The sequence below is a fragment of the Muricoccus vinaceus genome (assembly GCF_042433125.1).
In the GTDB taxonomy this organism is placed as follows: Bacteria; Pseudomonadota; Alphaproteobacteria; order Acetobacterales; family Acetobacteraceae; genus Roseomonas; species Roseomonas vinacea.
The window spans coordinates 1-25,239 of record NZ_JBHLVZ010000034.1 but is presented as its reverse complement, the minus strand read 5'-3'; the positions used below and the strand labels follow the sequence as shown (position 1 = coordinate 25,239).

Sequence of the window (25,239 nt, the reverse complement as noted above, 5' to 3'; positions counted from 1 at the left end):
GGTCCGGCCACCGCCGCCAGGATGGAGGCGCTGGGCATCCGCACCGGCCGCGACCTCCGCGAGCGGAGCCTCGCCTTCCAGCAGGAGCACTTCGGCAAGGCGGGCGCGCATTTCCACGCCATCGCGCGCGGGGAGGACCACCGCCCGGTGGTGCCGGACCGGCCCAGGAAGTCCTCCGGCTCCGAAACCACCTACGCCCGCGACCTCGCCACGCCGCCGGAGGTCGAGCAGGGCATCGCGGCGCTCGCGGAGGAAGTCTGGGCCTGGTGCGAGAAGACCGGCACCTTCGGGCGGACGGTCACCGTGAAGGTGAAGTTCACCGACTTCCGGCAGGTGACCCGCAGCCGCACCTCGCCTGTGCCCGTCACCAGCCGGACGGAGCTCGCGCGGATCTCGCGGGAGCTGGCCCACGGCGTCTTTCCGCTGCCGAAGGCGGTGCGGCTCCTCGGCGTGACCGTGTCCGGCTTTGACGGCATGGACGCGGTGCGCCCGGACCAGATCAGCCTGGACTTTGGCTGAGGGGTGGCGGAAGCAGGCCGCAGCTGTGTGAAAACATTGAGCCAGGCAAAGCAAGAGCGCGTTCGGCACTCAGCGCTTGACGCACCCTGATCGCAGAATCAGCATCGAGCCATGTTCAGCAACGTGAGCCTGCGGGTTACTCGGCTCGTTATTCTGACGCTCTGCTGGAGCATGCTGGTGAGCCTGATCGATGCTGGCTTTTCGGAACAGGCCTTTGCGCCGACCTTCATGGCCAGAAGCATGATGTTGCTGGTGGTGCTGATCGTCATCGAACCGTTTCGACGCGTGCCCGGCTCGCGCCGCTAAGGCTCCGCAGCGAAGGCGTCTTCGGCGAGGATGATTCCGGACGCCGCCGGGCGGCCATCCACAAGATCCTCACCGAGGACACCGTGTTCGAACGAGCCGGAGGGCGGGATCCGCCCCGTATCCTCCGATGGCCAGTCCTCAGATGGCCAGTCCTCAGATGGCCAGCGTGTACCCGATCCGGTTCGCGGCATTCCGGATATGCGCGGCCATCGCATCCTTCGCGGCCTCCGCGGAGCCGGACGCGATGGCATCGTGGATCGCGGCATGCTCGGCGAGCGTCACCTCGATGATCCCGCCCACGAAGCTGCCCGGGCGCGCCCGTGTCGCCAGGATGGTTTCCCGGATCTGGTCGGACAGGAAGCTCACCACCGCAGCGATCTGGGCATTGCCGGTCGCCCGCGCGACGGCGCGGTGGAAGTCGAGATCGGCATCGACGCCGCCCGCCTCGCCCTCCGACTCCCGCACCATGCGCTCATAGGCGTGGGCGATGGCCGCGAGGTCGGCTTCGCTCCGCCGTTCCGCCGCCAGCCCGGCGGTCTGGATCTCCAGCATGGCGCGCAGCTCGAACACGTTGCCGAAGGTGGCGCGGTCGCTCAGCAGCTCCGCGTCGAAGCGGAGCACGCCGGTGCCCTGCGCCCGCGCCACGAAGGCTCCGACACCCTGGCGGGACTGCACCAGCCCGTCGGCCCGGAGGCGCGAGATCGCTTCCCGCACCACGTTGCGGCTGACGCCGTAGGAATCCGCGAGCGCCTGCTCCGTGGGCAGGCGCTCGCCCAGCTTCCAGCGTCCTTCCGCAATGGCCTCGGCCACCAGCGAGGCGATGCGGGACGGGAGCTGCGGCGCCCGGCTGATGCGGTCGTTCATCGCCCTTTCTGGCATATCCACCATGCTACGCGAACAGGCGCCCCGGGCTCATCATGCTCTGCGGATCGATGCCGGAGCGGAGCGCACGCAGCAGGTCGCGGTCGACCGCCGGCAGGCGCTGCTCGAACGGTTCCCGCTTCACCCGCCCGATGCCGTGCTCCGCGCTGATGGAGCCGCCGAAACGGTCCACGAGCGCGAAGATCAATGCCTCCCCCTGCTCCAGGAGCGCGTGCGCCTCCGCCTCCGGGAGCCCTTTCGGAGGCAGCAGGTTGTAGTGGATGTTGCCGTCGCCGACATGGCCGTACACCACCGGCAGCGCCGCAGGCAGGCGGCGGGCCAGCTCGGCGTCGGCCTGCCCGATGAAATCCGGCAGGCAGGAGATCGGCACGGACACGTCGGTGCGCAGGTGCCGCCCGTGCCGGTGCTGCGCCTCCACAAGGCCCTCGCGGATGCGCCAGAAATCCGCAGCCTGCGCACGGCTCATGGCCACCACGCCGTCCAGGATTCCGCCGAGTTCCATGCGCCTGGCAAGAAAGCGTTCCATCAGTTCGGCAAGGTCGACAAGCCCGCTCGCCGAGGCTTCCATGAGCACGTAAACCGGGGCCGGCGCGGGGAGCGGGTCGCGCAGCCCCGGGATGGCACCGAGGGTGAGGTCGATGCAGCCGCGCGGCATCAGCTCGAAGGCCGAGAGCAGGTCGGACAGGTCGCGCCGCGCCGCCGCGTACAGGCCCATCGCGGAGGAAACGGAGTCCAGCCCGAGCATGATGGTCTGCACCTGCGTCGGGCGCGGAAACAGCTTGAGCACCGCAGCGGTCACCACGCCGAGCGTGCCCTCGGAGCCGATGAAGAGCTGCTTCAGGTCGTAGCCGGTGTTGTTCTTGCGCAGGCTGCGCAGCCCGTTCCAGATCCGGCCATCCGGCAGCACGACCTCCAGGCCGAGCACGAGGTCCCGCGCCATGCCGTAGCGCAGCACGTTCACCCCGCCCGCGTTGGTGGCGATGTTGCCGCCGATCTGGCAGCTGCCCTGGGCCCCCAGCGAAAGCGGCAGCAGCAGGTCGTGCTGTTCCGCGACGCGATGCAGCCCTTCCAGCACGCAGCCGGCTTCCGCGACCATGCTGAAGTTGACGGGGTCCACCGACCGCACGCGGTCCAGGCGCTCCAGGCTGAGCACCAGCTCGTCGCCGGCGGGGGAGGGCACGGCGCCGCCGACCAACCCGGTATGCCCGCCCTGCGGCACCACGGGCACGCCTTCCCCGGCGCAGAGCCGCAGCACCGCCGCCACCTCCGCCGTGTCCGCGGGCCGCGCCACGGCAAGCGGAACCCCGGCCAGATCGCCGGACCAGTCCGCGCAGTAGCGCGCCATGCGCGACGGATCCGTGACCACCCCCTCGGCGCCGAGAAGCGCCTGCAACTGGGTGGAAAACTGGCCCTGGTTCTTCAAGCGGCGGTCTCCGGTCGGCCTGGGGCGGTCGGCGGCCGCCTGCGGAGAGGGCCGTGCGAATTTTGCCGCCCGAACCCACTTGTTCTACAATAGGATGACATGCCAGAGTTCGGCAACAGAGAAGCAGCCGGTGCCGTGGCGCCGGAAAGCTTCCGTTTCCGGGGGAAACGACCATGGAGCCGAACATGGGCGGCAAGCGCGCCCGACCCGTCGCGCCGCCCCGCGCCGCCGCGCCGTGCAAGGCCGGCCCTGGGGTGAATGCCCGCCCGGATGGCTCGCCGTGAGTTCGGCGCCCCGGATGCGAGCGGCGGCACCGGGCCGGTGACCAGCCCGTCCGCGATGCCCCCCGGGGCTGCGCACGGCCTCCCGGCCAGCGCGGATGCGGCTGCGGGCGGCAGCGCCGTGCTGCCCATCATCGACGCCCACCAGCACTTCTGGGACCTGGACGCCAACCACCATCCCTGGCTCCGCGACCCCGAGCCGATCCCGTTCCGCTACGGCGACTACAGCGCGCTGCGCCGCAACTACCTTCCTGCCGATTACCGGGCCGACGCGGCCCGGCATCCGGTGGTGGGCACCGTCCACATGGAGGCCGAGTTCGACCCGGCCCACCCGGTTGCGGAAACCGAGTGGCTGGAGCGCCTGGCGAAGCGGGAAGGGCTGCCCAGCGCCTGCGTCGCCCAGGCCCGGCTGGACGATCCGGAGGTGGACGCGGTGCTGGCGGCGCAGGCGGCCCGGCCCCTGGTGCGCGGCATACGCCACAAGCCCCGCGCCGCCACCCGGCCCGAGGATGCGCAAAGGGGCGCGCCCGGCTCGATGGACGATCCGGCCTGGCGGCGCGGCTTCGCGATGCTGGAACGGCACGGGCTGAGCTTCGACCTGCAGACGCCCTGGTGGCACCTCGATGCCGCCGCCGACCTGGCACGCGACTTCCCGGGCACGCCGGTCATCCTGAACCACACCGGCCTTCCGGGGGACCGGAGCCCCGAGGCCCTGCGCGCCTGGCGCGGCGCGCTCGAAGCCCTGGCCCGTGCGCCCAACGTGGCGCTCAAGGTTTCCGGCCTCGGACTGCCGGGCCAGCCCTGGCGCGCGGAGGCCAATCTTCCCGTGATCCGCGACGCCATCGCGGTGTTCGGGCCCGATCGCTGCCTGTTCGCCAGCAACTTCCCCGTGGACGGCCTGGCCGGCAGCTTCGACGCCATCGTCGACGGCTTCCTGCAGGCCATTGCCGACCGCCCCGAAGCCCAGCGCCGCGCCTTGCTGCGCGACAACGCCGCGAGGATCTACCGCCTTTAGAAGGACGCCAGGAAAGCGGGAGCGACGCACGGCGCCTCCGCCCCCGGGCCGCAACGGAAAACACCAACCGGGAGGAAGACCGCATCATGCTTGGACGACGCAGCATCCTCGGCAATGCCGCCACCCTGGCCGGCACCGCCTCGCTCGGCCTCACCGGCGAGGCGCTGTTCCGGTGGTCCCGCGCCTGGGCGCAGGAACAGCCCTTCAAGCCGGAGCCGGGCGCGCAGCTCCGCTTCCTCCGCTGGAGCCGCTTCCTGGACGCCGAGGACAAGGCCACCACGGAAAACATCCGCGCCTTCACCGAGGCGACCGGCGTGCCCGTGCGCATCGACAACGTGTGGCAGGACGACGTGCAGCCGCAGCTCAGCGTCGCCGCGAATGTGGGCAGCGGCCCCGACCTGGCCTGGACGCTGCACACCACGCCGCACCTGTTCGCCGACAAGCTGCTCGACCTTACCGATGTCGCCGACCACATCGGGGGCAAGTACGGCGGCTGGTACCCGCTGATCGAGCAGTACGGCAAGCGCAACGGGCGCTGGATCGGCATCTCCAACGTCGTGATCGGCGTGCTGCCGGTGTACCGCATGTCCGCGATGAAGGAGGCCGGGTTCCAGAGCTTCCCCACCGACACCGACGGGTTCCTGAAGCTGTGCGCGGAGATGAAGCGGATCGGCAAGCCCGCGGGCTTCGCCTTCGGCCGTGCGCCCAGCGACGGCAACTCCTTCTGCCACTGGCTGCTCTGGTCGCATGGCGGCAGGCTGGTGGACGAGAACAACCGGGTCGCGCTGAACAGCCCGGAAACCCTGCGCGCCCTGGACTATGCGCGCGCCCTCGCCCCCAGCTTCATCCCGGGCACGGTGTCCTGGACCGACGCCTCGAACAACAGCGCCTTCCTGGGCGAGCAGGTCTGGCTGACCAACAACTCCGTGTCCGTCTACGCCAAGGCGCGGGCGGACAAGATGGCCTTCGCCGACGACATCGACCACGCGAACTGGCCCATCGGCCCGGCCGCGCAGCCGACCGAGATGCACCTGGTCTATCCCTTCATCGCCTTCCGCTACACGCGCTTCCCGAATGCCGCGAAGGCCTTCCTCACCTTTCTGCTGGAGAAGCCGCAATACGAGAAGGTGCTGGACGGTTCCGTGGGCTACGTCAGCCATGCCCTGCGCGCCTATGAATCCAGCCCGCTCTGGAACCGCGACCCGCGGATCCGGGTGTTCCGCGACGTCGCGGCGCGGGGGCGCTCGGTGGGCTATGCCGGCACGCTCGGCACGGCCTCCGCGGCGGCCCTGGCGGAGAACATCGTGTCCGACATGTTCGGCGAGGTCGTGACGGGGCAGTCCTCGCCGCAGGACGCCGTGCGCGGCGCCGAGCGGCGCGCCCAGCGCATCTACCGGAGCTGAGCGGCATGGCAAGGATCGGCTTCATCGGCCTGGGCACCATGGGGCGGGGCATGGCGGCGAACCTCCTCGCCGCCGGCCACGCGCTGCACGTCCACGACGTCCGGCGCGAGGCGGTGGAGGAGTTTTCCGCCCGCGGCGCCACCGCCGCCGGCTCGGTGGCCGAGGCGGCGCGCGACGCGGATGCCGTGGTGCTCATGCTGCCGGACACGCCGCAGGTGGAGGAGGTCGTGCTCGGCCCCGGGGGGCTCGTGGAGAACCCGCCGGCGGGGCGGCTGGTGATCGACATGAGCACCATCTCCGCGGCCGCCAGCCGCGGCATGGCCGAGCGGCTCCAGGCCGTGGGCACGGCCATGCTGGACGCCCCCGTGTCCGGCGGCCCGCAGGGGGCGGAAAGCGGCAGCCTGTCCATCATGGCCGGCGGGACGGAGGCGGGTTTCGCGGCCGCGCAGCCCATCCTGGCCACGCTGGGCACCACGGTGCGCCATGTCGGCCCGCCCGGCGCGGGGCAGACGGTGAAGGCGTGCAACCAGCTCATCTGCGCCCTGAACCTGCAGGCGATCTGCGAGGCCCTGGCGCTCGGCCGCGCCGCCGGGCTCGACCTGGAGCTGCTGCGGGAGGTGCTGCTGGGCGGCGCGGCGTCCTCCTGGATGCTGCAGAACCTCGGCCCGAAGATGGTTGCCAAGGACGCGAGCGCGGGCTTCCGCATCGGCCTGAAGCTGAAGGACCTGCGCCTCGCCGGCGAGCTGGGCTTCCAGTACGGGCTGCCGCTGCCCGGCCTCGCCCTGGCGACCAGCCTCTACCTGGAGGCGCGGGCGCATGGCGAAGACGCCAACGGCAACCAGGCCCTGTTCCGCGTGTATGACCGCCTGACCAACCAGGCCGGGGAGGCCCCCTGATGCCCGAGCCCCGCATCGGCTTCCTCGGCATCGGCATCATGGGCGAGGCCATGGTGCTGCGCCTGCTCGAGCGCGGCCGCCCCGTCACCGTGTGGAACCTGGAGCCGGAGCGCCTGGACCGGGTGGTGCCGCACGGTGCGGTCGCCGCGCCCACCCCCGCCGCCGTGGCCGCGGCGAGCGACGTGGTGATCCTGTGCGTGCTGCACACGGAGGCCGTGGCGCGCTGCGTCTTCGGGCCGGACGGCATCGCCTCGGCCGGCCCCGCCGCCGGCAAGGTCCTGCTCGACCACTCCACCGCCGACCCGGCCGCCACGCGCGAGATGGCGGCGCGGCTGCGCGCGGAGACCGGGATGGGATGGGTGGACGCACCCGTCTCCGGCGGCCCCCAGGCCGCCCGCGGCGGCACGCTGACGATCATGATGGGCGGCGATCCCGGCGAGATCGCGGCACTGGGGCCCGTGCTGCGCGACCTCGGCACCAATGTCACGCGCATGGGGCCGGCAGGAGCCGGGCAGACCACCAAGGTGCTGAACCAAGCGATCGTGGGCACCGGATTCGTGCTGATGGCCGAGGCCCTGGCCATGGCCGAGGCGGCGGGGCTCGACGCCGCCGCCCTGCCGGCCGGGCTGGCCGGCGGCCACGCGGACGGCTCGCTGCTGCAGAAGATCTACGCCCAGATGCAGCGCCGCGATTTCGAGCCGCCCACCAGCTACGCGCGCCAGCTTCTGAAGGACCTCAAGGCCGTGAAGGCATTCGCCCACGACCTGGATCTGGAGCTGCCGCTGGTGGAGACCGCGGTGGCGCGCTTCGCCGACTACGTGGCGGGGGGAAACGAGATGGTGGACAGCGCTTCCGTCATCCGCCTCTACCGGCCAGACCCCTGACGGCGGTGCGCGGCGGCACCGGAACGGAACCATCGTCGCAATCGGAGGAAACAGGAACGCCATGACCCGCATGACCCGCCGCTCCGCGCTGGCCACCGGCACCGTTGCCGCCGCCGCGCTGGCCTTTTCCCGCCCGTCCTGGGCCGCCACGCTGCGCTACGCGCATGTCGGCTCCGAGGGCGACGTGCAGACGCGTTTCGCCACCGAGTTCGCCGCGCTGGCACGGCAGAAGAGCGGCAACAAGACCGAGATCCGCGTCTTCCCCAACAGCCAGCTCGGCGGCGTGTCGGAGATGGTGGACGGCATCCAGGCCGGCTCCATCGCCGCAGGCCACCATGAATTCGCCTCGCTGGCCAAGTTCGTGCCGGAACTGGGCGTGTTCAACGCGCCCTATGTCTACCGCGACGGCGCCCATGCCCTGCGCGCCACCGACCCCGCCTCGCCCGTGCTGGCGGAGCTGAACGAGAAGCTGGTGCGCGGCGGCGGGCTGCGGATCATCGGGCGCCTGTACCGGGGGCCGCGGCACATCACCGCGAAGTTCCCGGTGCGCCGGCCCGAGGACCTGCGCAACCGCGCGTTCCGCGCCGTGCCCATCGACCTCTGGGTGTCCATGGTGAAGGGCTTCGGCGCCGTGCCGACCCCCGTGGAGGTGGCGGAGCTGCCCACCGCGCTGATGACCGGCACGGTGGTCGGGCAGGAGAACCCGCTGACCATGATCAATGCGAACCGGCTCTACGAGGTGCAGTCGCACGTGTCGCTCACCGGGCACATGCTGTCCCTCCTCGCGGTCTTCGCCAACGAGCGCACATGGCAGCGCCTGCCGACCGAGGAGCGCGAGGCCATCTCCGCCGCACTCGCAGAAAAGGCGCAGGAATCCCTGGGCTGGGCGGAAGCGGCGGACCAGGCCCTGGTGGCCGAGCTGCGCGGGCGCGGCATGACCGTGATCACGGAGGCGGAGGGGCTGGACAACGCCGCCTTCCGCACCGCCGTGCAGGCCCAGGTGAAGCGGGACTTCCCGGCCTGGTCGCCCCTGATCGACCGGATCGGCGCCATAGCCTGACCTGCCGGCGAAGGCCGGGCGGCACCGCCGCGCCGCCCGGCCCTTTCCTTCCCGTCCAGCCCGGAGCCACCCACGCCCATGCGTATCCCCAAGGCCGTGCTCGGCGCGCTCTCGATCGCGCTGATGCTGGGGCTGGTCGCCCTGCCGACCGTTCAGATCCTGGTGCGCGAGGTGTTCCACCTGCCGATCTTCGGCCTCGACGAGGTGGCGCGCCTGTTCATGATCCTGGGCGTCTTCGTGGCCTACCCGCTGGTGATCGACGCCGGCGAGAACCTGGTGATGGGCGAGTTCAAGGCGGCGCTGCCGGCCAGGGCGTTGCGGGTGGCCGACCTGATGATCGGCCTGTGCTGCACGGCGGCCTGCCTGGGCATGGTCTGGGCGCTGTGGGAAACGCTGGCGGCCAACCCGCGCAACCGCACGCCGACCCTGGGCATCCCGTTCTGGATCTATCTGGGCGGCGCGGCGGTGGGCTTCGGCGGCGGCGCGGTGCTGCACCTGGCGCGGCTGGGGCGACCCCAGTCCGAGGCCAAGATCGTGACCGCGAGCTGACGCGCCGCGATGCTCGGGTATCTCGTCCTCGCCGGTTTCATGGCCCTGTTCATGGCCGGCTTCCCCATCGTCTATTCCATCCTGATCCCCTGCATCGGCTACGTGCTGATCGAGGACCTGCCGCTGACGCTGCTGGCGCAGCGCGTCACCTATGCCCTGGACAGCTTTCCCCTGGTGGCCGTGCCCCTGTTCATCTTCGTCGGCAACCTGATGAACCTGTCGGGGATCACCGACCGGATCTTCAACTTCGCCGACACGCTGTTCAGCCGCATCCATGGCGGGCTGGCCCAGGTGAACATCCTGGGCAGCCTGATCTTCTCCGGCATCTCCGGCGCCGCGCTGGCCGATATCGCGGGACTGGGGCGGGTGGAGATCAAGGCGATGCGCGAGCGCGGCTTCGACGCGCCCTTCGCCGCCGCCGTCACCGCCTCCTCCTCGCTGCTCGGGCCGATCTTCCCGCCCTCGATCCCGCTGATCGTGTACGGCTCCGCCACCTCGGTCTCGGTGGTGCAGCTTCTGCTGGGCGGCATCCTGCCCGCGGTGGTGTGCACGATCTTCCTGATGATCGCCGCAGGCCTCGTGTCGGTGCGCGCGGGCTATCCCCGGGCGGCGCGCTGGCCAACCCCGCGGGAAGCGTGGGGTGCCACCTGGCCCGCCATTCCCGCGCTGATGGCGCCGGTGCTGATCATCCTGGGCATGCTGCTGGGGGTCTTCACCCCCACCGAGGCCGCGGCGGTGGCGGTGCTCTACGTGCTGTTCGTGGGCTTCGTCGTGCATCGCGAGATGACGGTGCGGCACGTGCTGGATTCCGCCCTGCTCACCGCACGCAACACCGCCGCCATCCTGGTGATCGTCGCGGCGGCCGCCATGCTGGGCTGGATCCTGTCGGTGGAGCAGATCCCGCAGGAGTTCTCGACCTTCGTCACCGGCCTGTCGAACGACCCGCTGACCCTGCTGGTGCTGGCCAACGTCATCTTCTTCCTGGCCGGCATGTTCCTGGACAGCACCACCGCGACGCTGCTGATCGTGCCCATCGTCGCCCCGCCCCTGGTGGCCGCAGGGGTGGACCCGGTGCATCTTGGCCTGGTCGTGGTGTTCAACCTGATGATCGGCCTGCTGACGCCGCCCATGGGCCTGGCCCTGTTCCTGATGACCGACATCGCGGAGATCAGCATGCGCCAGCTCCTGCGCGCGCTGGTGCCCTTCTACATCCCGTTGATCGTGACGCAGGTGGTGATCACGGTGTGGCCGGATGTGGTGCTGGCGATCCCGCGGATGATCCGCTGAGGGCGGCCGCTGGTTCGTGCTCACGGAGGCAGGAACGGATCGCGGCTGCCCCCTGGGCCGTTTCGGCCGCCAGCCCAGGGCTCCGCGCCCGAACGCGTTGCCCGAACGCCTTCAGGAGGTGAGCGCCTCGGGGGGCGGCGTGGCCAGGCTTCGTGTGCAAGGCCTTTGTCACCGATGCCTCCGTCCGGCGCGTTTCGCCGCCCGCTCAAGCCGGCTCGTGCCGGAAAACCCTGGCGCAAGCTTAGCCCGGACGTCGTCCGGCCCGGCACGGCGGGTTCGTGCACCGGTCGGGCAGGGGCTCGCCGAGGCCGTGGCCCCGGCCAGGACGATGCCCTGTCCGGGAACCAGGGCCGGCAACCGGGGCCCGCCCGTGCGAGCGAGGCCGGCGCCTCCCCGAGGGAACTTCCGTGTTCCCGAATCGTTCTTGTTGTCCTAGCCTGCCAGCACCCCCCGCCGGTGCGGGAGAGAGGATCAGCGCATGGACCACGAAAGCCCGAAAAACCTTGTGGCGCCAAACCATTGGCCAGCCCGCCAGCTGCGCGCCGTGGGCATCACCTACCGCGAATCGGCAGGCCGCGGCCTCGACGCCGTGGCCTGCCTGGAGCGGGCCATCGCCGCCTATGTCGCGGCCGGCGGCGCGCGGGACAGGGCGGCGCCGGCCGTGCTCGACATGATCGCCGCCCTGTCCATGGAGGAGGGCGACTGGCTCTGGGGCCCCGCCCAGGCGCTCAGGGACCGCCAGAGCGCCGCCGCCCTCCAACCCGACCTGTTCGAGCCGCCCGTGGCCGGAGCCCGCCTGTGCTGACGCTGCATCCCACCCAGCCCGAGCCGGTGAGGGACGCGCCCGGCCGCGCGGAGCTGGGCATGATCTGGGACGGGCTGGACCAGAAAGGCCGCCGCCTCCTTCTTGCCCAGGCCCGTGCCGTCGCGGAGATCACGGGCCGCTTCCCGCCGGAGGCCCCGCCCCAGGGCTGAGGCTGCCTCCCCCTCAGTTCCGCTGAACCGCCGCCGCGCCCCGCAGCACCAGCACCGACAGCGCCTGCCCCAGGCATTCGCCCAGCTGGTCCACCACCGCCGTCCGCCCGGCCCGCGGTGCCCGCTCAACATCGATCCGCTCCGCGTCGGCCCAGTGCCGCATCAGCTCGTAGCGCGGAAACAGCGGCACCCCCGCGGCGGCGGCGGCGATGCGGATGGCATCCTGATACGGCGCGATGTCCGCGTTCGCCCGCAGGAAGCGGGAGAACTGCTGGTCCATCAGCACGGCGTCGATGCCGCGCTCGCGCAGCCCTTCCAGCCCTTCGGTGAGGCGGCCGCCCAGCCAGTCGGGCTCCAGGCCGCGCGCCGTCTCCACCGTGCCCACCTGCCAGATCACCACATGCGGCGGCGGGGCCGTGGCGCCCTGCAGGATCGGCAGCATCTCGGCCACCGTCAGCCCGCGGCCGCCCCGCACCGTCACCTCCACCGCGAGGCCGGGCCGGCCGTCGCGCAGGTTCGCCGCCAGCTGGGCCGGCCAGGCATGGGCGGGGCTGCTGGTCCCGGGCCCCATGACGGAGGCCGAGCCCACCACCAGGATCCGCAGCGCCCCTTCCGCGATCGCGCGTTCCGCGGCCGGCAGGGGCATGCCGCTGTCCAGCAACTCCGCCGGTGCCTCGCAGGGCGAAGCGAGCGCGGCACCCGCCGGCGCGAGGAGGAGAAGCGCCGCGGCCAGGCACGCGACAAGCGGGGTCCACCTCATGCCGGTCTCCCTGGGGGGATCGGTTCGGGCTGCATCCGCCGTGCCCGTTCCCGTTGCTTGTACCAGCCGGACAGCCAGGCCACGCTGGCCAGGCAGAACAGCCCGGCGGCGTTCACCGCCACCTGCATGATAACGCGGTCGTTATATTCCAGCGCAAGCCTGCCGAAGAACGAGAAAAGGATCCCGCTGCAGAACACCGGCAGCCCCTGCTGCCCCATCAGCAGGAAGGGCCGAGCCAGGGCCCCGCGCAGCCAGGGCGTCCCGGCCGGCACCGCATGCGCCAGCAGGTAGGTCAGCGCCAGAACCGAGATCAGCCGGAACGGGTGCAGCCCCGTCTTGTCCACCTCGGTCAGCAGGGCGACGAACCAGCGCGGCGCCGCCTGCCCCAGGTCCGGCCGGTGCCAGGCCAGGAACAGCAGCGCGAAGCCCAGCGAGAGCCAGGCCGCGGCCAGCCACCCCGCCCAGCGCCGCCACGGCAGCCGCAGCGGCGCCCCCGCCCCGCCGGGCGGGCGGTAGCCGATCAGCGCCCCGATCACGAAGAGCAGCTGCCAGGCGCCCGGGTTGAAGAACCAGCCGCCCCCTGTCCAGGTCGGCAGCTCCAGCCCCAGCAGCCGCGTGGCCGCATAGAGCGCCAGCGAAAGCCCCAGCAGCAGGCGCGGCCGCCGCAGCAGAGGCAGCACGACCGCGAATTGCAGCAGAAGCAGCACGTAAAGGGGCAGGATGTTCAGGAAGGCCGGCTGGAAGCGCAGCAGCAGCGCCTCCAGCAGAGCGCGGTAAGGCTGCTCGCCGAAGGCGTCCAGGTGCAGCTCGTCGATATAGATCGCCCCCTCCAGGGCGGCCGCGGAATAGCCGACCTGGGCGGTGAACATCACGAACAGCACGATGTGCGCGACGTAGAGCGAGCCCACCCGGCGCACCACCTGCGCCGCCGCGAAGAGCCATCCGTCCCGGTCCAGCGTGGCGCCATAGGCGATGCCGCCGGCATAGCCCGCCAGCAGCACGAACACCTCCGTCGCGTCGCAGAGCGCGGCGTTGCGCAGCGTCGCGTGGCCCAGCCAGTTGTCGGGGATGTGGTCGATGAAGATGAACCACAGCGCGAGCCCGCGGAACACGTCGGCGCGCAGGTCGCGCGGCCGGCGCCCCTCCCTTGGGGCCGCCGCCGGCGCCGCGTGAGCCGTTCCATCCATGCATGACCCTCCCGGCCGTCGCTCCCGCCCACCAACAAGGCACCGCCAGCGCCGGAAGGCGAGGGGGGATCGCCGGACGGTTCGGCACCGAAAGGCTTGGCGGGGTGGGCGGGCGCGTGGCAGGCTGGCCGGATGCTCCGTGTTCTGTCGATCTTCGGCCTCGCTTTGCTCCTCGCCCTGCCGGCACGGGCGGGCTGCCCGGCCTCGCCCACCCCCGCCTTCGCGCTGCCCGCCACGGGGGCGGCGGTTGCGGAGGGGCGGCCCCTCACGATCATCGCCTTCGGCTCCTCCTCCACCGAGGGCTTCGCCGCCAGCGGCCCCGCCGCCACCTATCCGGCCCGGCTCCAGGCCCGCCTGCGCGAGGCCCTGCCAGGCCGTGCCATCACCGTGATCAACCGCGGCAGGGGAGGCGAAGACGTGTCCGAGATGCTCCCCCGCCTGGGGCGGGACGTCATCGCGGCCGCGCCCACGCTGGTGATCTGGCAGGTCGGCGCCAACGCCGTGCTGCGCCGCCTGCCGCCTGCCGCCTACGAGGCAGGGGTCGGCGCCGGGCTCGAGCGGCTGCGCGCCGCCGGCATCGAGACTCTTCTGATGGACAGCCAGGAATCCCCGCGCCTGCGCGCCATGCCGGAGGACCAGCGCCGCTTCGAGGCGATCACCGCCCGCCTCGCCGCCGCCCACCGCGTCCCCCTCTTCGCGCGCGGCGCCCTGATGCGCCTGTGGGAAAGCCAGGGTGTCCCCAACAGCGCGGTGATCGGCTCCGACGGGCTGCACCACACCGACCTGGGCTATGACTGCGTGGCGGCGGCCCTGGCGGATGGCATCGCTGCCGCCGTCCGCCCCGTCCTGCCCGCCGGCAACGTCGCCCAGGCCGCCCGCCCGGGCTGAGGCCCCGCGCGCTCGCCCCCGGCGCTGGACGCCGCCACCCGCCAGCCCTTATCTCCGGGCACAACGGGAAAGGGAGGGCGACCGGCATGCGCGACACCACGGGCCCCGCCGGGCGCCGCCGTTCCCCCGCGCTCGCCTCCGCCCGGCGGATCTGGGGCATGGTCTACCGCCACCTCGCCCTGTTCCGCCGCTCCTGGCCGCGCGTGGTGGAGCTGATGTACTGGCCGGTGCTCCAGATGATCGTATGGGGCTTCGTCACCGCCTATGTCGCGGGCGCCTCCCAGATGCCGGGAACCCAGAACCCAGCGGCACAGAACCTCGGCACCCTGGCCGCCGGAACCCTGCTCGGCGGCGTGCTGCTGTGGGAGGTCGCGCTGCGCAGCCAGATGGGCTTCGCCATCTCCTTCCTGGAGGAGATCTGGTCGCGCAACCTCGGCCATGTCTTCGTCTCGCCGCTGCGCCCCTGGGAACTGGTCGCGGCGCTGGTGGCGATGAGCGCGCTGCGCATGCTGGTCGGCGTGCTGCCCGCGGTGCTGCTCGCCTGGCTGCTCTACGGCTTCGGCCTCTTTGCGCTCGGCCCCGTGGTGGTGCTGTTTTTCGCGGCGCTCATGATCATGGGCTGGGCCGTCGCCCTCGGCGTCACCGCGCTGATCCTGCGCCACGGGGCGGGGGCGGAATCCCTGGCCTGGTCCGTGCTGTTCGGCCTCGCGCCCATCTCGGCGGTGTTCTACCCCGTCGCCATCCTGCCGGCCTGGCTCCAGCCGGTGGCGCTCGCCACGCCCTCCGCCCATGTGTTCGAGGGCATGCGCGCCGCCCTTCTGGAGAACCGCATCGCCTGGGGCCATCTCGGCTGGGCCTTCGCGCTGGACCTGCTCTGGGTGGCGGCGCTGGCCTTCGTGTTCATGCGCCAGTTCCACCAGGCACGCGACCGCGGGGCACTGCTGACGATCGGGGAGTAAGGCTGGCCCAGCCTCCGGGGGCCTCGTCCGGGGCCGCTGGCTGTCGTATGGGGCGGCCATGCCCGACAGCGCCCGCATCTTCCTCATCCGCCATGCCCTGGTCGAGGCCGGGGCGCGCCTGACCGCCTACGGCTCCATGGATGTCGCGCTGTGCGAGGAAACGCTGGAGCGCGAGCGCCCCGCCCATGCCTGGCTCGCCGCCCGCCTGCCGCCCGAGGCCCGCTGGTACTGCACCCCGCTCGCCCGCACCCGCGCCACCGCCATGGCCATCTTCGCCGCGGGCTATCCCGCGCAGGAACCCACCCCGCTGCCCCACTTCGTCGAGCAGCACCTGGGCGAGTGGGAGGGCCTGACGCACGAGGACTTCACCGCCGTGCTGCGCGACCCGCCCCACCCCTTCTGGATGCACGGCGCCGACGAGCGCCCGCCCGGCGGCGAAAGCCTGTCCGACGTGGTCGCCCGCGTCGGCCCCACGCTGGAGGCCGTGGCCGCCGAGAATGCCGGGGGGGATGCCGTGATCGTCGCCCATGGCGGCTCGATCCGCGCGGCCCTCGCCCATGCCTGCGGCTTCACCCCGCACCAGGCGCTCCAGTTCAGCGTGAAGAACCTCTCCCTCACCCGGCTGGAGCGCGTCGGCGGCGACTGGCGGGTCTGGTCGGTGAACGAGGAGCCGCCGGAATAAGCGCTGGCGGGATCGTGCGCCCCGCCCTGGCCTCGCCACGATCCACCCGCTAGTCTCCCGCCCAGGCAAGGGGTTGGGGGAAGAACTTCATGCGTCGCACGATGATCCTGTTCGGGGCCCTGGCGGGATTGGTCCTGGCCGCGCCGCGACTGGCCCTCGCCCAGTCCGAGGCGCAGGGCCTGGTGGACCGGGCCACCCTCACCGTTCAGGAAATGCTGACGGAGGGCGACGCCAACGCGGTGCGCGACGTCAACCGCCTGCTCCGCCAGGCGCGCGCCGTGATGGTCTGCCCCCGCCTGTTCCGCGCCGGCTTCATCTTCGGCGGCCAGGGCGGCGACTGCGTGCTGACGGCGCGCGACGGCGCCGGCTCCTGGTCCTCGCCGGCCTTCTACACCATCGGCTCCGCCAGCTTCGGCTTCCAGATCGGCATCCAGGACGCGCAGGTTATGATGCTGATCCTGACGGACAAGGGCCTCGGCGCCGTGATGGACAGCCAGGTCAAGCTCGGCGCCGACGCCTCCGTCGCGCTGGCGACCATCGGGGGCGGCATCGCGGGCGCCACCACCACCGCCGTGGGCGCCGACATCGTCAGCTACGCCCGCACCCGTGGCCTCTATGCCGGCATCTCGCTGGAGGGATCGCTGCTTTCCAGCCGCAGCGACTTCAACCAAGCCTATTACGGCCGCCCCGCCGGCTCCCGGCAGATCGTGCTGGAAATGCAGGCCCACAACCCGGCCGCCGACCCCCTGCGCGCGGCGCTGATGCGTTTCGGCAGCGGCGGCGGGATGGGGCAGGGGACCTCCCCCATGGCCGTCGGCCCCGGCGCCATGCCGCCCATGCAGCCCGCCCCCAGCGGCAGCGTGACGCGCGAAACGCTCCGCTAGGCGCCGCGCCCGGGCGTTTTCGTCCGAAAGAACGAAACTTCTGGAAATGGCGATCACGAACGGTGTATCGGGCGGCGCCAGCACCACAGGATTGAAACAATCCTGAACTGGCCTCGCCCGAACCCGAAGGCACCATCCCGCTCCATGATCCGATCCCGGCAGGCTGCATGGGCCGCCTGACGCTCCGGAGCCGCCTGATGCTCCTGGTTCTCGCGGGTGTCCTTCCTCTCCTCGCCGTCAACCTGGCCGGTGTCTACGCCACCTACCGCAAGGACCGGAGCCAGGCCACGCAGCAGGCCCTGAACCTCGCCCATGGCCTCGCGCTGGCCATCGAGGGGGAGTTGCAGTCGCGCATCGCCGTGCTCGAGGTTCTCGCCCAGTCGCGGGAACTCGCCGCGGGCGACCTCGAATCCTTCCGCACCCAGGCCGAGGTGGTCGTGGCCCGCCAGGCCCCCGGCGCGAACATCCTGCTGCTGCGCGCGGACGGGCAGCAGCTGATGAACACCGCCGTTCCGGCCGGCGTGCCCCTGCCGGTGCGGCAGAGCCTGGACAACCAGCGGCGCGTCCTCGCCACCGGCCAGCCCTCGGTGTCGGATGTCTATTTCGGCCTCGTGGTGCAGCGCCCGGTTATCGCGATCGAGGTTCCGGTCCGTGCCGCCGGGGACAACCCCGGGCTGGTGCTGTCCATGAATCCCGACCTGGACAGCTTCAACACCGTGATCGTCCGCCAGCAGCCCGCGCCCGGCTGGATCACCGCGGTGGTCGACCGCGCCGGCGTGCGCCTCGCCCGGACCCCGGATCCCGGGCGCTTCGTCGGCCAGCCGGTCACGCCCGAGCTTCTCAGGGTCTGGGAGGAACCGGGGGAGGAGCGCGTGCTGGAGGCCATCTCCCCCGATGGCGAGCCCGTCATCACCGCCTTCAGCCGGCTCCCGACCTTTCGCTGGGGCGTGGTCGTGGCGGTGCCGGCCGCGGCGCTGACGGGGCCGGCCTGGCAGGCGGCCATCACCTCCCTGCTGATCGGGCTGCTCCTGCTCCTGCTCGGCCTGGCGCTGGCCCATTGGATCGCGCGCGGGGTGCTGCGGCCCGTGCTGGCGGTGCTGCGCCTGGCCGTCGCGCCGGACGGCGGAACCGCGGCCGACAGGGCCGAGGCCGCGCGCCTGCCCGAGGCATGGCGCCTGGCGGAGGCGCACCAGGCCGAGACCGGCCGCCGCCGCGCCGCCGCCGATGCGCTGGCCGACAGCGAGCGCCGCCTCCGCCTCGTCGTCGCCGAGCTGAATCACCGGGCCAAGAACGCACTGGCCACCGTGCAGGGCCTGGCGCTGCAAACCGCGCGCGGGCAGGCCGGCGCCGAGCCGGCCCGCTTCATGGAGGTTTTCACCGGCCGCCTGCAAAGCCTGGCCCGCGCGCACGACCTGCTGACGGCCTTCGCCTGGGAAGGCGTGGCTCTGGACGCCATCCTGCGCACCGGCCTCGCCACCTGGCTGGAGGCCGACAAGGGCGAGGCGGAGCCCCGTGTCCGGGTCCGCTGCGCCTGCCACCGCCCCATCGCCCTGGCGGCCCCCGGGCAGGCGCAGGCCCTGATCATGGCGTTGCACGAGCTGGCGGTGAACGCCACCAAGCACGGCGCCCTGTCCGTGCCGGAAGGCCGCGTGGAGGTCCGCTGCAGCCCCGGCCCGGACGGCGTCTCCGGCCTGGTGGAATGGCGCGAAACCGGCGGCCCGCCCGTGCCCGCCCGGCCGGAACGCGGCGGCTTCGGGACGAGGCTGCTGGAACGCTCCCTCGCGCGGGACCTCGGCCCCGGCGCCGAGGTGGCGCTGGACTTCGACCCGGCGGGCCTCCGCGCCACCATCTGCTTCACGCCGCGCGCCCTGCCGGCAGGGGCGCCGGACCCGGGCTGAAGGCGAGGCGCCGGGGCCCGGCGCCGCCGGAGGGGCCTGACTATTCCGGCTGCACCCCGGCCCGGCGCAGCACCGAAAGCCCGCGCTCCGCGGCTTCGGCGATGAAGGCGGCGAAGGCGTCGGGGCTTTCGTCCCGCACGGGCTCGCCGCCGAGCTCCGCCAGCCTGCGCCGCACCTCCGCCTGTCCCGCCGCCGCCTGCACGGCGGCATTCACCCGCGCCACCTGTGCCGCCGGCAGCCCCCTCGGCCCCCAGAGCGCGAACCAGGGCGCGATCGGCGCCAGCGCGGGCATCCCCGCCTCGGCCGCGCCGGGGATCTCCGGCGCGACCGCCGCGCGCCCCGCGCCCGTGACGCAATAGGCCCGGAGCCGCCCCGCCTGGATCAGCGGCAGGGCCGAGAGCAGGGGCGCCATCATCAGGCTCGTCTGCCCGCCCACCACGTCCTGCAGCGCGGGCCCCGTTCCCCGATAGGACACCACCAGGACAGGCACCCCCGCCTCCAGCCGGAACACCTCCGTCGCCAGATGGCCGGAGGTGCCGAGCGAGGTGTTGGCAAAGGCATGCCGGTCCGGACGGGCCTTCACGTCGGCCAGCAGCGCCGGCAGGTCCGGCGCCAGCAGCCCGGGCGCCCCCACCAGCACCAGCGGCGAGACCGCCAGCCTGGCGACCGGCGTGAAGTCCGCGACGGGGTCGTAGGGCACCTGGCGCATCACGCCGCGGGCCAGCAGGTGGCTGTCCGAGTTGCACAGCAGCGTCCGCCCGTCCGGCTCCGCCCGCGCCACCGCCGCGCTGCCGACCGAGCCGTTGGCGCCCGAGCGGTTCTCGATCACCCAGGATTCGCCCAGGGCGGGCGCCAGGGCCTCGGCGAAGATGCGTCCGGAGATGTCGATGCCGCCCCCGGGCGGGTAGGGCACCACCACCCGCACCGTGCGGGCCTGCGCCCGGGCCGGTGCGGACGCCGCCGCCGGGGCGAGGCCGGACATGACAAGAAGGCTGCGGCGGTGCATGGGCGCGATCATTCCTGGAGCGATGGACCTGGCATGACCGAGACTAGCTTGCGCGACCTCGCCCTGGCGAACCGCCTCCTCGCGCGGGACGGCATCGTGGACGACTTCGGCCATGTCGCCTTGCGCGACCCCGCCGATCCCGCCCGCTTCTGGCTTTCGCGCGCGCTGCCGCCCAACCGCGTCACCCCCGCCGATCTCCGCCGCCACGGCCCGGACGGCACCTGCGAGGACCCGGGAGCGCAGGCCTATTCCGAGGCCGTGCTGCACGCCCGCGTCTTCGCGGCGCGGCCCGACGTGCAGGTTTCCATCCACCACCACGCGCGTCCGCTGCTGCCCTTCACCCTGGTCGGCGCGCCGCCGCTGCGGCCGGTCTTCCACACCGGCGCGGTCGCGGGCTGGGACATCCCGGTCTGGGACAGCGCGCCCTTCGGCGATGGCGGGATGCTGGTGGACACGGTGGAGAAGGCGGATTCCCTCGGGGCCTGCCTGGGGCCCGCCCGCGCCGCGCTGCTGCGGGCCCACGGCGCCGTGGTGGTGGGACCCGACATCGCCACCGCCGTGATGGTCGCGATCTACATGGCCGAGAACGCCGCGGTGGCGCTGGCCGCCGGCGCCACCGCGCGCCCCGTGCCCAGCCTGTCGCGCGGGGAGGCCGCGGAAACGGCGCGGCGGCTGCTCACGCCGAACACCGTCGCGCGCGTCTGGGCCGGGCGGGTCGCGGGGCTCGAACTCTAGGCGATCCCGGCCGCGTAGCCGTCGCGCTGCGGATCGGCGCCGCCTTCCAGCAGGCCGTCCCACATCGTGATCCCGTGCACGGCCGCGAAGGGATAGCTGGTGGGGTTGCGCCGCACGGCGTAGCCCATCTCCTCCAGCGCGCGCTGCGCCGCGCGCGGGATGCGGTTGGAGATGTCGATCGCGTCGCTCGTGGCGGAGAAACGCGGCGCCATCACCGCCTCCTGCATCGTCATGCCCCAGTCGATCAGGTTCACCAGAACCTGCATGGTGGAAACGGTGATCCAGGCCCCGCCCGGTGCCCCCAGCGTCGCCACCGGCGCCGCGCCGTCGAACAGGATGGCGGGCGACATGGTGGAGAAGCGCCGCTTGCCCGGCGCGATCGAACCCGCCCGCCCCGGCCGCGGGTCATAGTTGTTCATCCCCCCGTTCAGCATGAAGCCCGTGCCGGGCGGGATGACGCCCGAGGGCAGGCCCAGCGTGTGCGTCAGCGACACCACCATCCCGTCCGCATCCACGCAGGACACTGTGGTGGTGTGCTTCGCCTCCGCCCCCGCGCGGGGCAGCGACACCTTTTCGCCGGAGCGGATGCGGGCCGCGCATTCCCCGGCATAGGCGTCGGACAGCAGCATGTCCAAGGGCGGCGGGATGAAGTCGGGGTCGCCGATATGCCGGTCCTTGTCGCGCGTCGCCGTCTTCATCGCCTCCGCCATCACGCGCATGTACCCGGGCGCGTTGTGGCCGAGGGAGACGAGGTCGAAGCGCTCCAGGATGCGAAGCATCTCCGCGATCACCACGCCCCCCGCGGGCGGGGGCGGCAGCGCCACGCGAAAGCCCCGGTATTCCACGGACAGCGGCTCCCGCCAGGCCGGGGTGAAGCGCGCCAGGTCTTCCGCCGAGAGCAGGCCGTCATGGGCTGTCATGTCAGCCACCACCCGGCGCGAAAGCTCCCCGGTGTAGAGGCTCTCCGCTCCCTCCCGGGAAACGTGCCGCAGGGTTTCCGCGAGGCCGGGGTTGCGCACCACCTCCCCCAGCCGCTTCGGCGCGCCGTCCGCGCCCATGTAGAGGCGCCGCCCATCCTCGGTGAAGCCGAGCTTGGCCGCGTAGGGCAGGCGGCCATAGGCCTTCTCGTCCAGGTGGAACATCGTGGCCACGTGCGGGCGCACCAGCCAGCCCTCGGTCGCAAGGCCGATCGCGGGATCGAACAGCCCCGCCCAGTCCGCGCGCCCGAAGCGCCCATGCGCCATGCCCAGCACGCGCAGGATGCCCGGCGTGGTCACCGCCCGATGGCCGATCTCGTTCACCTGGCCGCGCACCCTGTAGCCGAAGCCGTCCGGGCACTCGCCCTCGTAGAGATCGGCCCACATCTCCTCCCGGCAGGCCAGCGGCGCGGCGGACAGGCCGTCGAGCACCGCGTGCCGCCTGCTGGCCGGGTCGAACACGTGCAGCACGCCGAGGCCGCCGAGCCCGCACATCATCGGGTCCACCACCCCCTGCGCGAGGGCGCAGGCGATCACGGCGTCCAGCGCGTTGCCGCCGCCGCGCAGCACGGCCGCGCCGGCCTCCACCGCCTCGGGCTGCGGCGCGACGATCATGGCGCGGGGGCGGGGCAGGCGGCGGGCGGGTCTGGGCATCGGCGGCTCCTCTGGGCCGGGGGACCTTGCCCGCTTTCGCCGGCCCCGTCAGGCCGGGAAGGGGCGTGTCACGCCGCCCGCGGCAGCACCCGCAGCCGCCGCGCCGGCGAGAGCAGGATCACGCCCGCCTGGGCCAGGAACCCCGCCGCGGACACCAGCAGGCACGCCCCGGTCCCGTGGCGCGCGGCCAACAGCGCCCCGATCGCCGCGCCCAGCGGCCGCGCGCCGAAGGTCACGGCCATCACCGTCGCGGAAACCCGCCCCAGCATCGCGCCCGGCGTCACCGCCTGGCGCAGGGTGGTGGTGTTGATGGTCCAGAGAACCGGCCCCGCCCCGAACAGGAAGAAGGCCAGCCCCGCCAGCCCCGCCGAGGGTAGCGGAACCGTGCCCAGCATCAGCAGCGCCGCCACCGCCGCGACGCAGGGCCCGGCCGCGATCAGCGCCCCCAGCGGGAAGCGGCGGGCCAGCCAGGGCGCCGCAAGCGCCCCCGCCACCATCCCCAGGCCGTAAAGCCCCAGCGTCACGCCCACGCCGCCCGCCGACAGCCCGAGATGGGTCACCGCATGCACCACGTAGCCGGCCTGGAGGACGAACCAGGCCGTGTTGAACACCACCGCCGTCAGCAGGATCGGCCGCAGCAGCGCGTGGGAGAGCACGAAGCCCACCCCTTCCTGCAACTCCCGCAGGGCATGGCGGCGGGGTGCCGCGTCGCGGGCGGGTTCGCGCATGCCCAGCAGCAGCGCCGCCGAGAGAAGCGACAGCCCGAAGGCCAGGGCATAGGCCGGCCCGCCCCCGGTCCAGCCGATCAGCGCCCCACCCAGCGCGGGACCCGCCGCGAAGGCACCGCTGCGGCCCAGTTCGAGCCACCGGTTCGCCGCGGCCAGTTCCGCGCGCGGTACCAGGGCCGGCAGCAGCGCCGGCGCCGCCACGCCCTGCGCCACCGTGCCCGCCGCGCCCAGGAAGCCCAGCGCCGCCAACGCCGGAAGGTCCAGCGCACCGCGCCAGGCCAGGAGCGGCACGGCCAGCAGCGCCACCGCCCGGAGCGCCTCCGCCCCCACCATCAGCCGCGGGCGGGACACGCGGTCCGCCAGGACCCCCGCCGGCAGGGCGAGCAGCAGGAAGGGCAGGGTCTGCGCCGCCTGCAGCCAGCCCGTTTCCGCCGCCCCGGCGCCCAGGGCCAGCACGGCGATCAGCGGCGCCGCCGCCAGCGCCATCTGTTCCGACGCCTGGGCGGCGAGGTTGGAGGCCGCGAGGCGGCGAAAGGGTGGCATGGCAGGCATTCCCGTGTTCCGCCGCCACCCTGCCCGGCCCGCTCCGGTGCCGCCCCCCGCCCGTTGCGCCGCAATGCGCCGCTTGCGGGGGAGCCCCCGCTCACGTCATGTGGGCGCGCCCTGAGCGGAAGCCGCCGACCATGCCGAACCCACCCCCCGCGGGCACCCGCATCATGCTGCTGACCGGCGCCAGCCGCGGCATCGGCCACGCGACGGTGAAGCGCTTCCAGGCCGAGGGCTGGCGCATCCTCACCGTCTCCCGCCAGCCCTTCTCGGAGGAATGCCGCTGGCCGAACGCCCGCTGGAGCCACATCCAGGCCGACCTGTCCGACCCCGCCCAGGTCACCGCCCTGGTGGAGGTCGTGCGGGAGCGCCTGCCGGAGGGGCGGCTCCATGCCCTCGTGAACAACGCCGGCATCTCGCCGAAAGGGGAGGGGGGCTCGCGCCTCGGCGCCCTCGGCTCCGACCAGTCGGTGTGGTCCTCGGTGTTCAACGTGAACCTGTTCTCCACTGCCGCCCTGGCGCGCGGGTTGTTCGCGGAGCTGAGCGCGGGGCAGGGCAGCATCGTCAATGTCACCTCCATCGCGGGTTCGCGCGTGCACCCCTTCGCCGGCACCGCCTATGCCTGCTCCAAGGCCGCGCTCGCCGCGCTGACGCGGGAGATGGCGCATGAGTTCGGCGCCCACGGCATCCGCGTGAACGCCATCGCCCCCGGCGAGATCGACACCTCCATCCTGTCTCCCGGCACGGAGGAGATCGTGCAGCGCGACATCCCCATGCGCCGGCTCGGCAGCGCGGAGGAGGTGGCGGAAACCATCCTGTTCCTCTGCTCCGGGGCGTCCTCCTACGTGAACGGGGCGGAAATCCACATCAACGGCGGCCAGCACGTCTGAATCCCGCCAGGATTCATTAAAAGTTAATTGTTCCGCCTGAGCTTCCCCCGGCAGCGATCGAGCCGAGCGAAGTCAATGAACCTCATCCGAAACCTGAAGATCTCCAGCAAGCTGCTGGTCGCCCTCGCGCTCATGGGCGTCTCGGCACTGGGCACGGCTTGGTACGGGGCGAGCAAGCTGCGCGAAACCGATCACCGCTACGGCAGCCTGGTCGAAGGCGAGGCGCACGCGGCCCTGTGGCTCTCGCGCGCCAACACGGCCTTTCTCGACGCGACGCGCATCATGAGCTTCGCCGTGCTGGAGGACGACCCCGCCCGCATCCAGGCGGCCTTCACGGAACTCGCCTCCGCCCGGCGCACCTTTGATGACCGGCTCTCGAAGGCCGAGCAGGCCCTGCCGGGCCTGGCCGCCGATCTCGCCGGCTTCCGCACCGAGTTGCAGCGCGCGCGGAGCTTCACCGACGCTATCCGCCAGGCCGCCCTCGCGAACCGCGACGACGAGGCGAAGAGGGCGCTGATCGACCTCTACAGCCCGGCCCAGATCGCGGCGCGCTCCATGCTCATCGCCAAGCTGGACCAGCTGACCGAACGGCTGGAGAAAACGGTGGAGGCGGAGCACCAGGCCAGCGACGCGGCCTTCCGCAACCTCCTGGTCGCCTCGGTGCTCGGCATCGTGCTCCCGATGGTGCTGGCCCTGCTCATCATGCGGGTGGGGGTGTCGCGCCCGATCGCGCAGATCGCCCTGCGCATGCGCGAGCTGGCCGCCGGGGACAAGACCTCCCCCATCCCCGGCTCGGGCCGGCGCGACGAGGTGGGTGGCATGGCCAAGGCCGTCGAGGGCTTCCGCCTGGCCGCGCTGGAACAGGATCGCCTTGCATCCCTCGCCGCGGCGGAGTCGGCGGCGAAGGCGGCGCGCGGTGCGCGTGTGGAGGCTTTGGTACGCGGCTTCGAGGAGGAGGCGGCGGC

General features: G+C 72.7%; 26 protein-coding genes. 19 read left to right on the top strand and 7 right to left on the bottom strand.

Features of this window, described 5'->3' with window-relative positions; all coding sequences use genetic code 11:
• Together ACFFIC_RS13755 and ACFFIC_RS13750 are read left to right on the top strand one after the other, a co-directional pair.
• Positions 1–519, top strand: a 519-nt coding sequence (locus ACFFIC_RS13755; protein WP_456306933.1) for a DinB/UmuC family translesion DNA polymerase, incomplete at its 5' end; no start/stop codon positions are given.
• A gap of 111 nt (positions 520–630) precedes the next feature.
• A complete protein-coding gene (locus ACFFIC_RS13750; protein ID WP_377051225.1) occupies positions 631–825 on the top strand; it encodes a hypothetical protein in 195 nt (64 codons plus the stop codon).
• A 153-nt stretch (positions 826–978) separates the two neighbouring features.
• Here the strand turns inward: ACFFIC_RS13750 and ACFFIC_RS13745 are convergent, their stop codons facing one another.
• Positions 979–1,689 carry a FadR/GntR family transcriptional regulator gene (locus ACFFIC_RS13745; RefSeq protein WP_377051223.1) on the bottom strand — a complete coding sequence of 237 codons (711 nt, stop codon included), beginning with the start codon at positions 1,687–1,689 and terminating at the stop codon, positions 979–981.
• Positions 1,690–1,714: 25 nt separating this feature from the next.
• Positions 1,715–3,130 (bottom strand): FAD-binding oxidoreductase, encoded by a 1,416-nt coding sequence (locus ACFFIC_RS13740; RefSeq protein WP_377051221.1) that lies wholly within the window; start codon positions 3,128–3,130, stop codon positions 1,715–1,717.
• A gap of 270 nt (positions 3,131–3,400) precedes the next feature.
• On the opposite strand from ACFFIC_RS13740, the gene ACFFIC_RS13735 reads away from it, so the two are divergent.
• The 9 genes from ACFFIC_RS13735 (at position 3,401) to ACFFIC_RS13695 (ending at position 11,480) form a co-directional block, all read left to right on the top strand.
• Positions 3,401–4,426: an amidohydrolase family protein gene (locus tag ACFFIC_RS13735; protein ID WP_377051219.1), complete on the top strand. Its 1,026-nt coding sequence runs from the start codon at positions 3,401–3,403 to the stop codon at positions 4,424–4,426.
• A gap of 86 nt (positions 4,427–4,512) precedes the next feature.
• A complete protein-coding gene (locus ACFFIC_RS13730; protein WP_377051217.1) occupies positions 4,513–5,829 on the top strand; it encodes an ABC transporter substrate-binding protein in 1,317 nt (438 codons plus the stop codon).
• A gap of 5 nt (positions 5,830–5,834) precedes the next feature.
• On the top strand, positions 5,835–6,725 hold the full coding sequence (locus ACFFIC_RS13725) for an NAD(P)-dependent oxidoreductase (RefSeq protein ID WP_377051215.1): 891 nt from the start codon (positions 5,835–5,837) through the stop codon (positions 6,723–6,725).
• Entirely contained in the window at positions 6,725–7,609 is an 885-nt protein-coding gene (locus ACFFIC_RS13720) for an NAD(P)-dependent oxidoreductase (RefSeq protein WP_377051213.1), read from the top strand. Before ACFFIC_RS13725 ends, ACFFIC_RS13720 begins: the two co-directional genes overlap by 1 nt.
• A gap of 61 nt (positions 7,610–7,670) precedes the next feature.
• Positions 7,671–8,669 (top strand): TRAP transporter substrate-binding protein, encoded by a 999-nt coding sequence (locus ACFFIC_RS13715; RefSeq protein WP_377051211.1) that lies wholly within the window; start codon positions 7,671–7,673, stop codon positions 8,667–8,669.
• A 78-nt stretch (positions 8,670–8,747) separates the two neighbouring features.
• Positions 8,748–9,218, top strand: a complete 471-nt coding sequence (locus ACFFIC_RS13710) for a TRAP transporter small permease (protein ID WP_377051209.1) — start codon at positions 8,748–8,750, stop codon at positions 9,216–9,218.
• Positions 9,219–9,227: 9 nt separating this feature from the next.
• Entirely contained in the window at positions 9,228–10,505 is a 1,278-nt protein-coding gene (locus ACFFIC_RS13705) for a TRAP transporter large permease (RefSeq protein ID WP_377051207.1), read from the top strand.
• Positions 10,506–10,983: 478 nt separating this feature from the next.
• Positions 10,984–11,310 (top strand): hypothetical protein, encoded by a 327-nt coding sequence (locus ACFFIC_RS13700; protein WP_377051205.1) that lies wholly within the window; start codon positions 10,984–10,986, stop codon positions 11,308–11,310.
• Positions 11,304–11,480 (top strand): hypothetical protein, encoded by a 177-nt coding sequence (locus ACFFIC_RS13695; protein WP_377051203.1) that lies wholly within the window; start codon positions 11,304–11,306, stop codon positions 11,478–11,480. The genes ACFFIC_RS13700 and ACFFIC_RS13695 overlap by 7 nt, the downstream gene beginning before the upstream one ends.
• Positions 11,481–11,493: 13 nt before the next feature.
• On the opposite strand, the gene ACFFIC_RS13690 is transcribed toward ACFFIC_RS13695, so the two are convergent.
• Positions 11,494–12,240 carry a hypothetical protein gene (locus tag ACFFIC_RS13690; protein ID WP_377051201.1) on the bottom strand — a complete coding sequence of 249 codons (747 nt, stop codon included), beginning with the start codon at positions 12,238–12,240 and terminating at the stop codon, positions 11,494–11,496.
• Positions 12,237–13,427 carry an OpgC family protein gene (locus ACFFIC_RS13685; RefSeq protein WP_377051199.1) on the bottom strand — a complete coding sequence of 397 codons (1,191 nt, stop codon included), beginning with the start codon at positions 13,425–13,427 and terminating at the stop codon, positions 12,237–12,239. The genes ACFFIC_RS13690 and ACFFIC_RS13685 overlap by 4 nt, the downstream gene beginning before the upstream one ends.
• Before the next feature lie 132 nt (positions 13,428–13,559).
• On the opposite strand from ACFFIC_RS13685, the gene ACFFIC_RS13680 reads away from it, so the two are divergent.
• The 5 genes from ACFFIC_RS13680 (at position 13,560) to ACFFIC_RS13660 (ending at position 18,738) form a co-directional block, all read left to right on the top strand.
• On the top strand, positions 13,560–14,315 hold the full coding sequence (locus ACFFIC_RS13680; RefSeq protein WP_377051197.1) for an SGNH/GDSL hydrolase family protein: 756 nt from the start codon (positions 13,560–13,562) through the stop codon (positions 14,313–14,315).
• 86 nt (positions 14,316–14,401) lie between these two features.
• Positions 14,402–15,274 carry an ABC transporter permease gene (locus ACFFIC_RS13675; protein ID WP_377051195.1) on the top strand — a complete coding sequence of 291 codons (873 nt, stop codon included), beginning with the start codon at positions 14,402–14,404 and terminating at the stop codon, positions 15,272–15,274.
• Positions 15,275–15,332: 58 nt separating this feature from the next.
• On the top strand, positions 15,333–15,956 hold the full coding sequence (locus ACFFIC_RS13670) for a histidine phosphatase family protein (protein ID WP_377051193.1): 624 nt from the start codon (positions 15,333–15,335) through the stop codon (positions 15,954–15,956).
• An 89-nt stretch (positions 15,957–16,045) separates the two neighbouring features.
• Entirely contained in the window at positions 16,046–16,840 is a 795-nt protein-coding gene (locus ACFFIC_RS13665; RefSeq protein WP_377051191.1) for a lipid-binding SYLF domain-containing protein, read from the top strand.
• A gap of 197 nt (positions 16,841–17,037) precedes the next feature.
• Positions 17,038–18,738: a sensor histidine kinase gene (locus ACFFIC_RS13660; protein WP_377051189.1), complete on the top strand. Its 1,701-nt coding sequence runs from the start codon at positions 17,038–17,040 to the stop codon at positions 18,736–18,738.
• Positions 18,739–18,778: 40 nt separating this feature from the next.
• Here the strand turns inward: ACFFIC_RS13660 and ACFFIC_RS13655 are convergent, their stop codons facing one another.
• Positions 18,779–19,744: a tripartite tricarboxylate transporter substrate-binding protein gene (locus ACFFIC_RS13655; protein WP_377051187.1), complete on the bottom strand. Its 966-nt coding sequence runs from the start codon at positions 19,742–19,744 to the stop codon at positions 18,779–18,781.
• A gap of 33 nt (positions 19,745–19,777) precedes the next feature.
• Here ACFFIC_RS13655 and ACFFIC_RS13650 point away from each other — a divergent pair, with 33 nt between their 5' ends.
• Positions 19,778–20,479: a class II aldolase/adducin family protein gene (locus tag ACFFIC_RS13650; protein ID WP_377051185.1), complete on the top strand. Its 702-nt coding sequence runs from the start codon at positions 19,778–19,780 to the stop codon at positions 20,477–20,479.
• Here the strand turns inward: ACFFIC_RS13650 and ACFFIC_RS13645 are convergent.
• Both ACFFIC_RS13645 and ACFFIC_RS13640 read right to left on the bottom strand, forming a co-directional pair.
• A complete protein-coding gene (locus ACFFIC_RS13645) occupies positions 20,476–22,110 on the bottom strand; it encodes a gamma-glutamyltransferase family protein (RefSeq protein WP_377051183.1) in 1,635 nt (544 codons plus the stop codon). The two genes, ACFFIC_RS13650 and ACFFIC_RS13645, sit on opposite strands and share 4 nt — an antisense overlap.
• Before the next feature lie 68 nt (positions 22,111–22,178).
• Complete coding sequence (locus ACFFIC_RS13640) at positions 22,179–23,381, bottom strand: MFS transporter (protein ID WP_377051181.1); 1,203 nt, start codon at positions 23,379–23,381, stop codon at positions 22,179–22,181.
• Between the two features lie 140 nt (positions 23,382–23,521).
• Between ACFFIC_RS13640 and ACFFIC_RS13635 the strand changes: the two genes are divergently transcribed.
• Positions 23,522–24,274 carry an SDR family NAD(P)-dependent oxidoreductase gene (locus tag ACFFIC_RS13635; protein ID WP_377051180.1) on the top strand — a complete coding sequence of 251 codons (753 nt, stop codon included), beginning with the start codon at positions 23,522–23,524 and terminating at the stop codon, positions 24,272–24,274.
• Between the two features lie 75 nt (positions 24,275–24,349).
• Positions 24,350–25,239: HAMP domain-containing protein (locus ACFFIC_RS13630; protein WP_377051178.1), on the top strand; the 890-nt coding region annotated here is incomplete at its 3' end.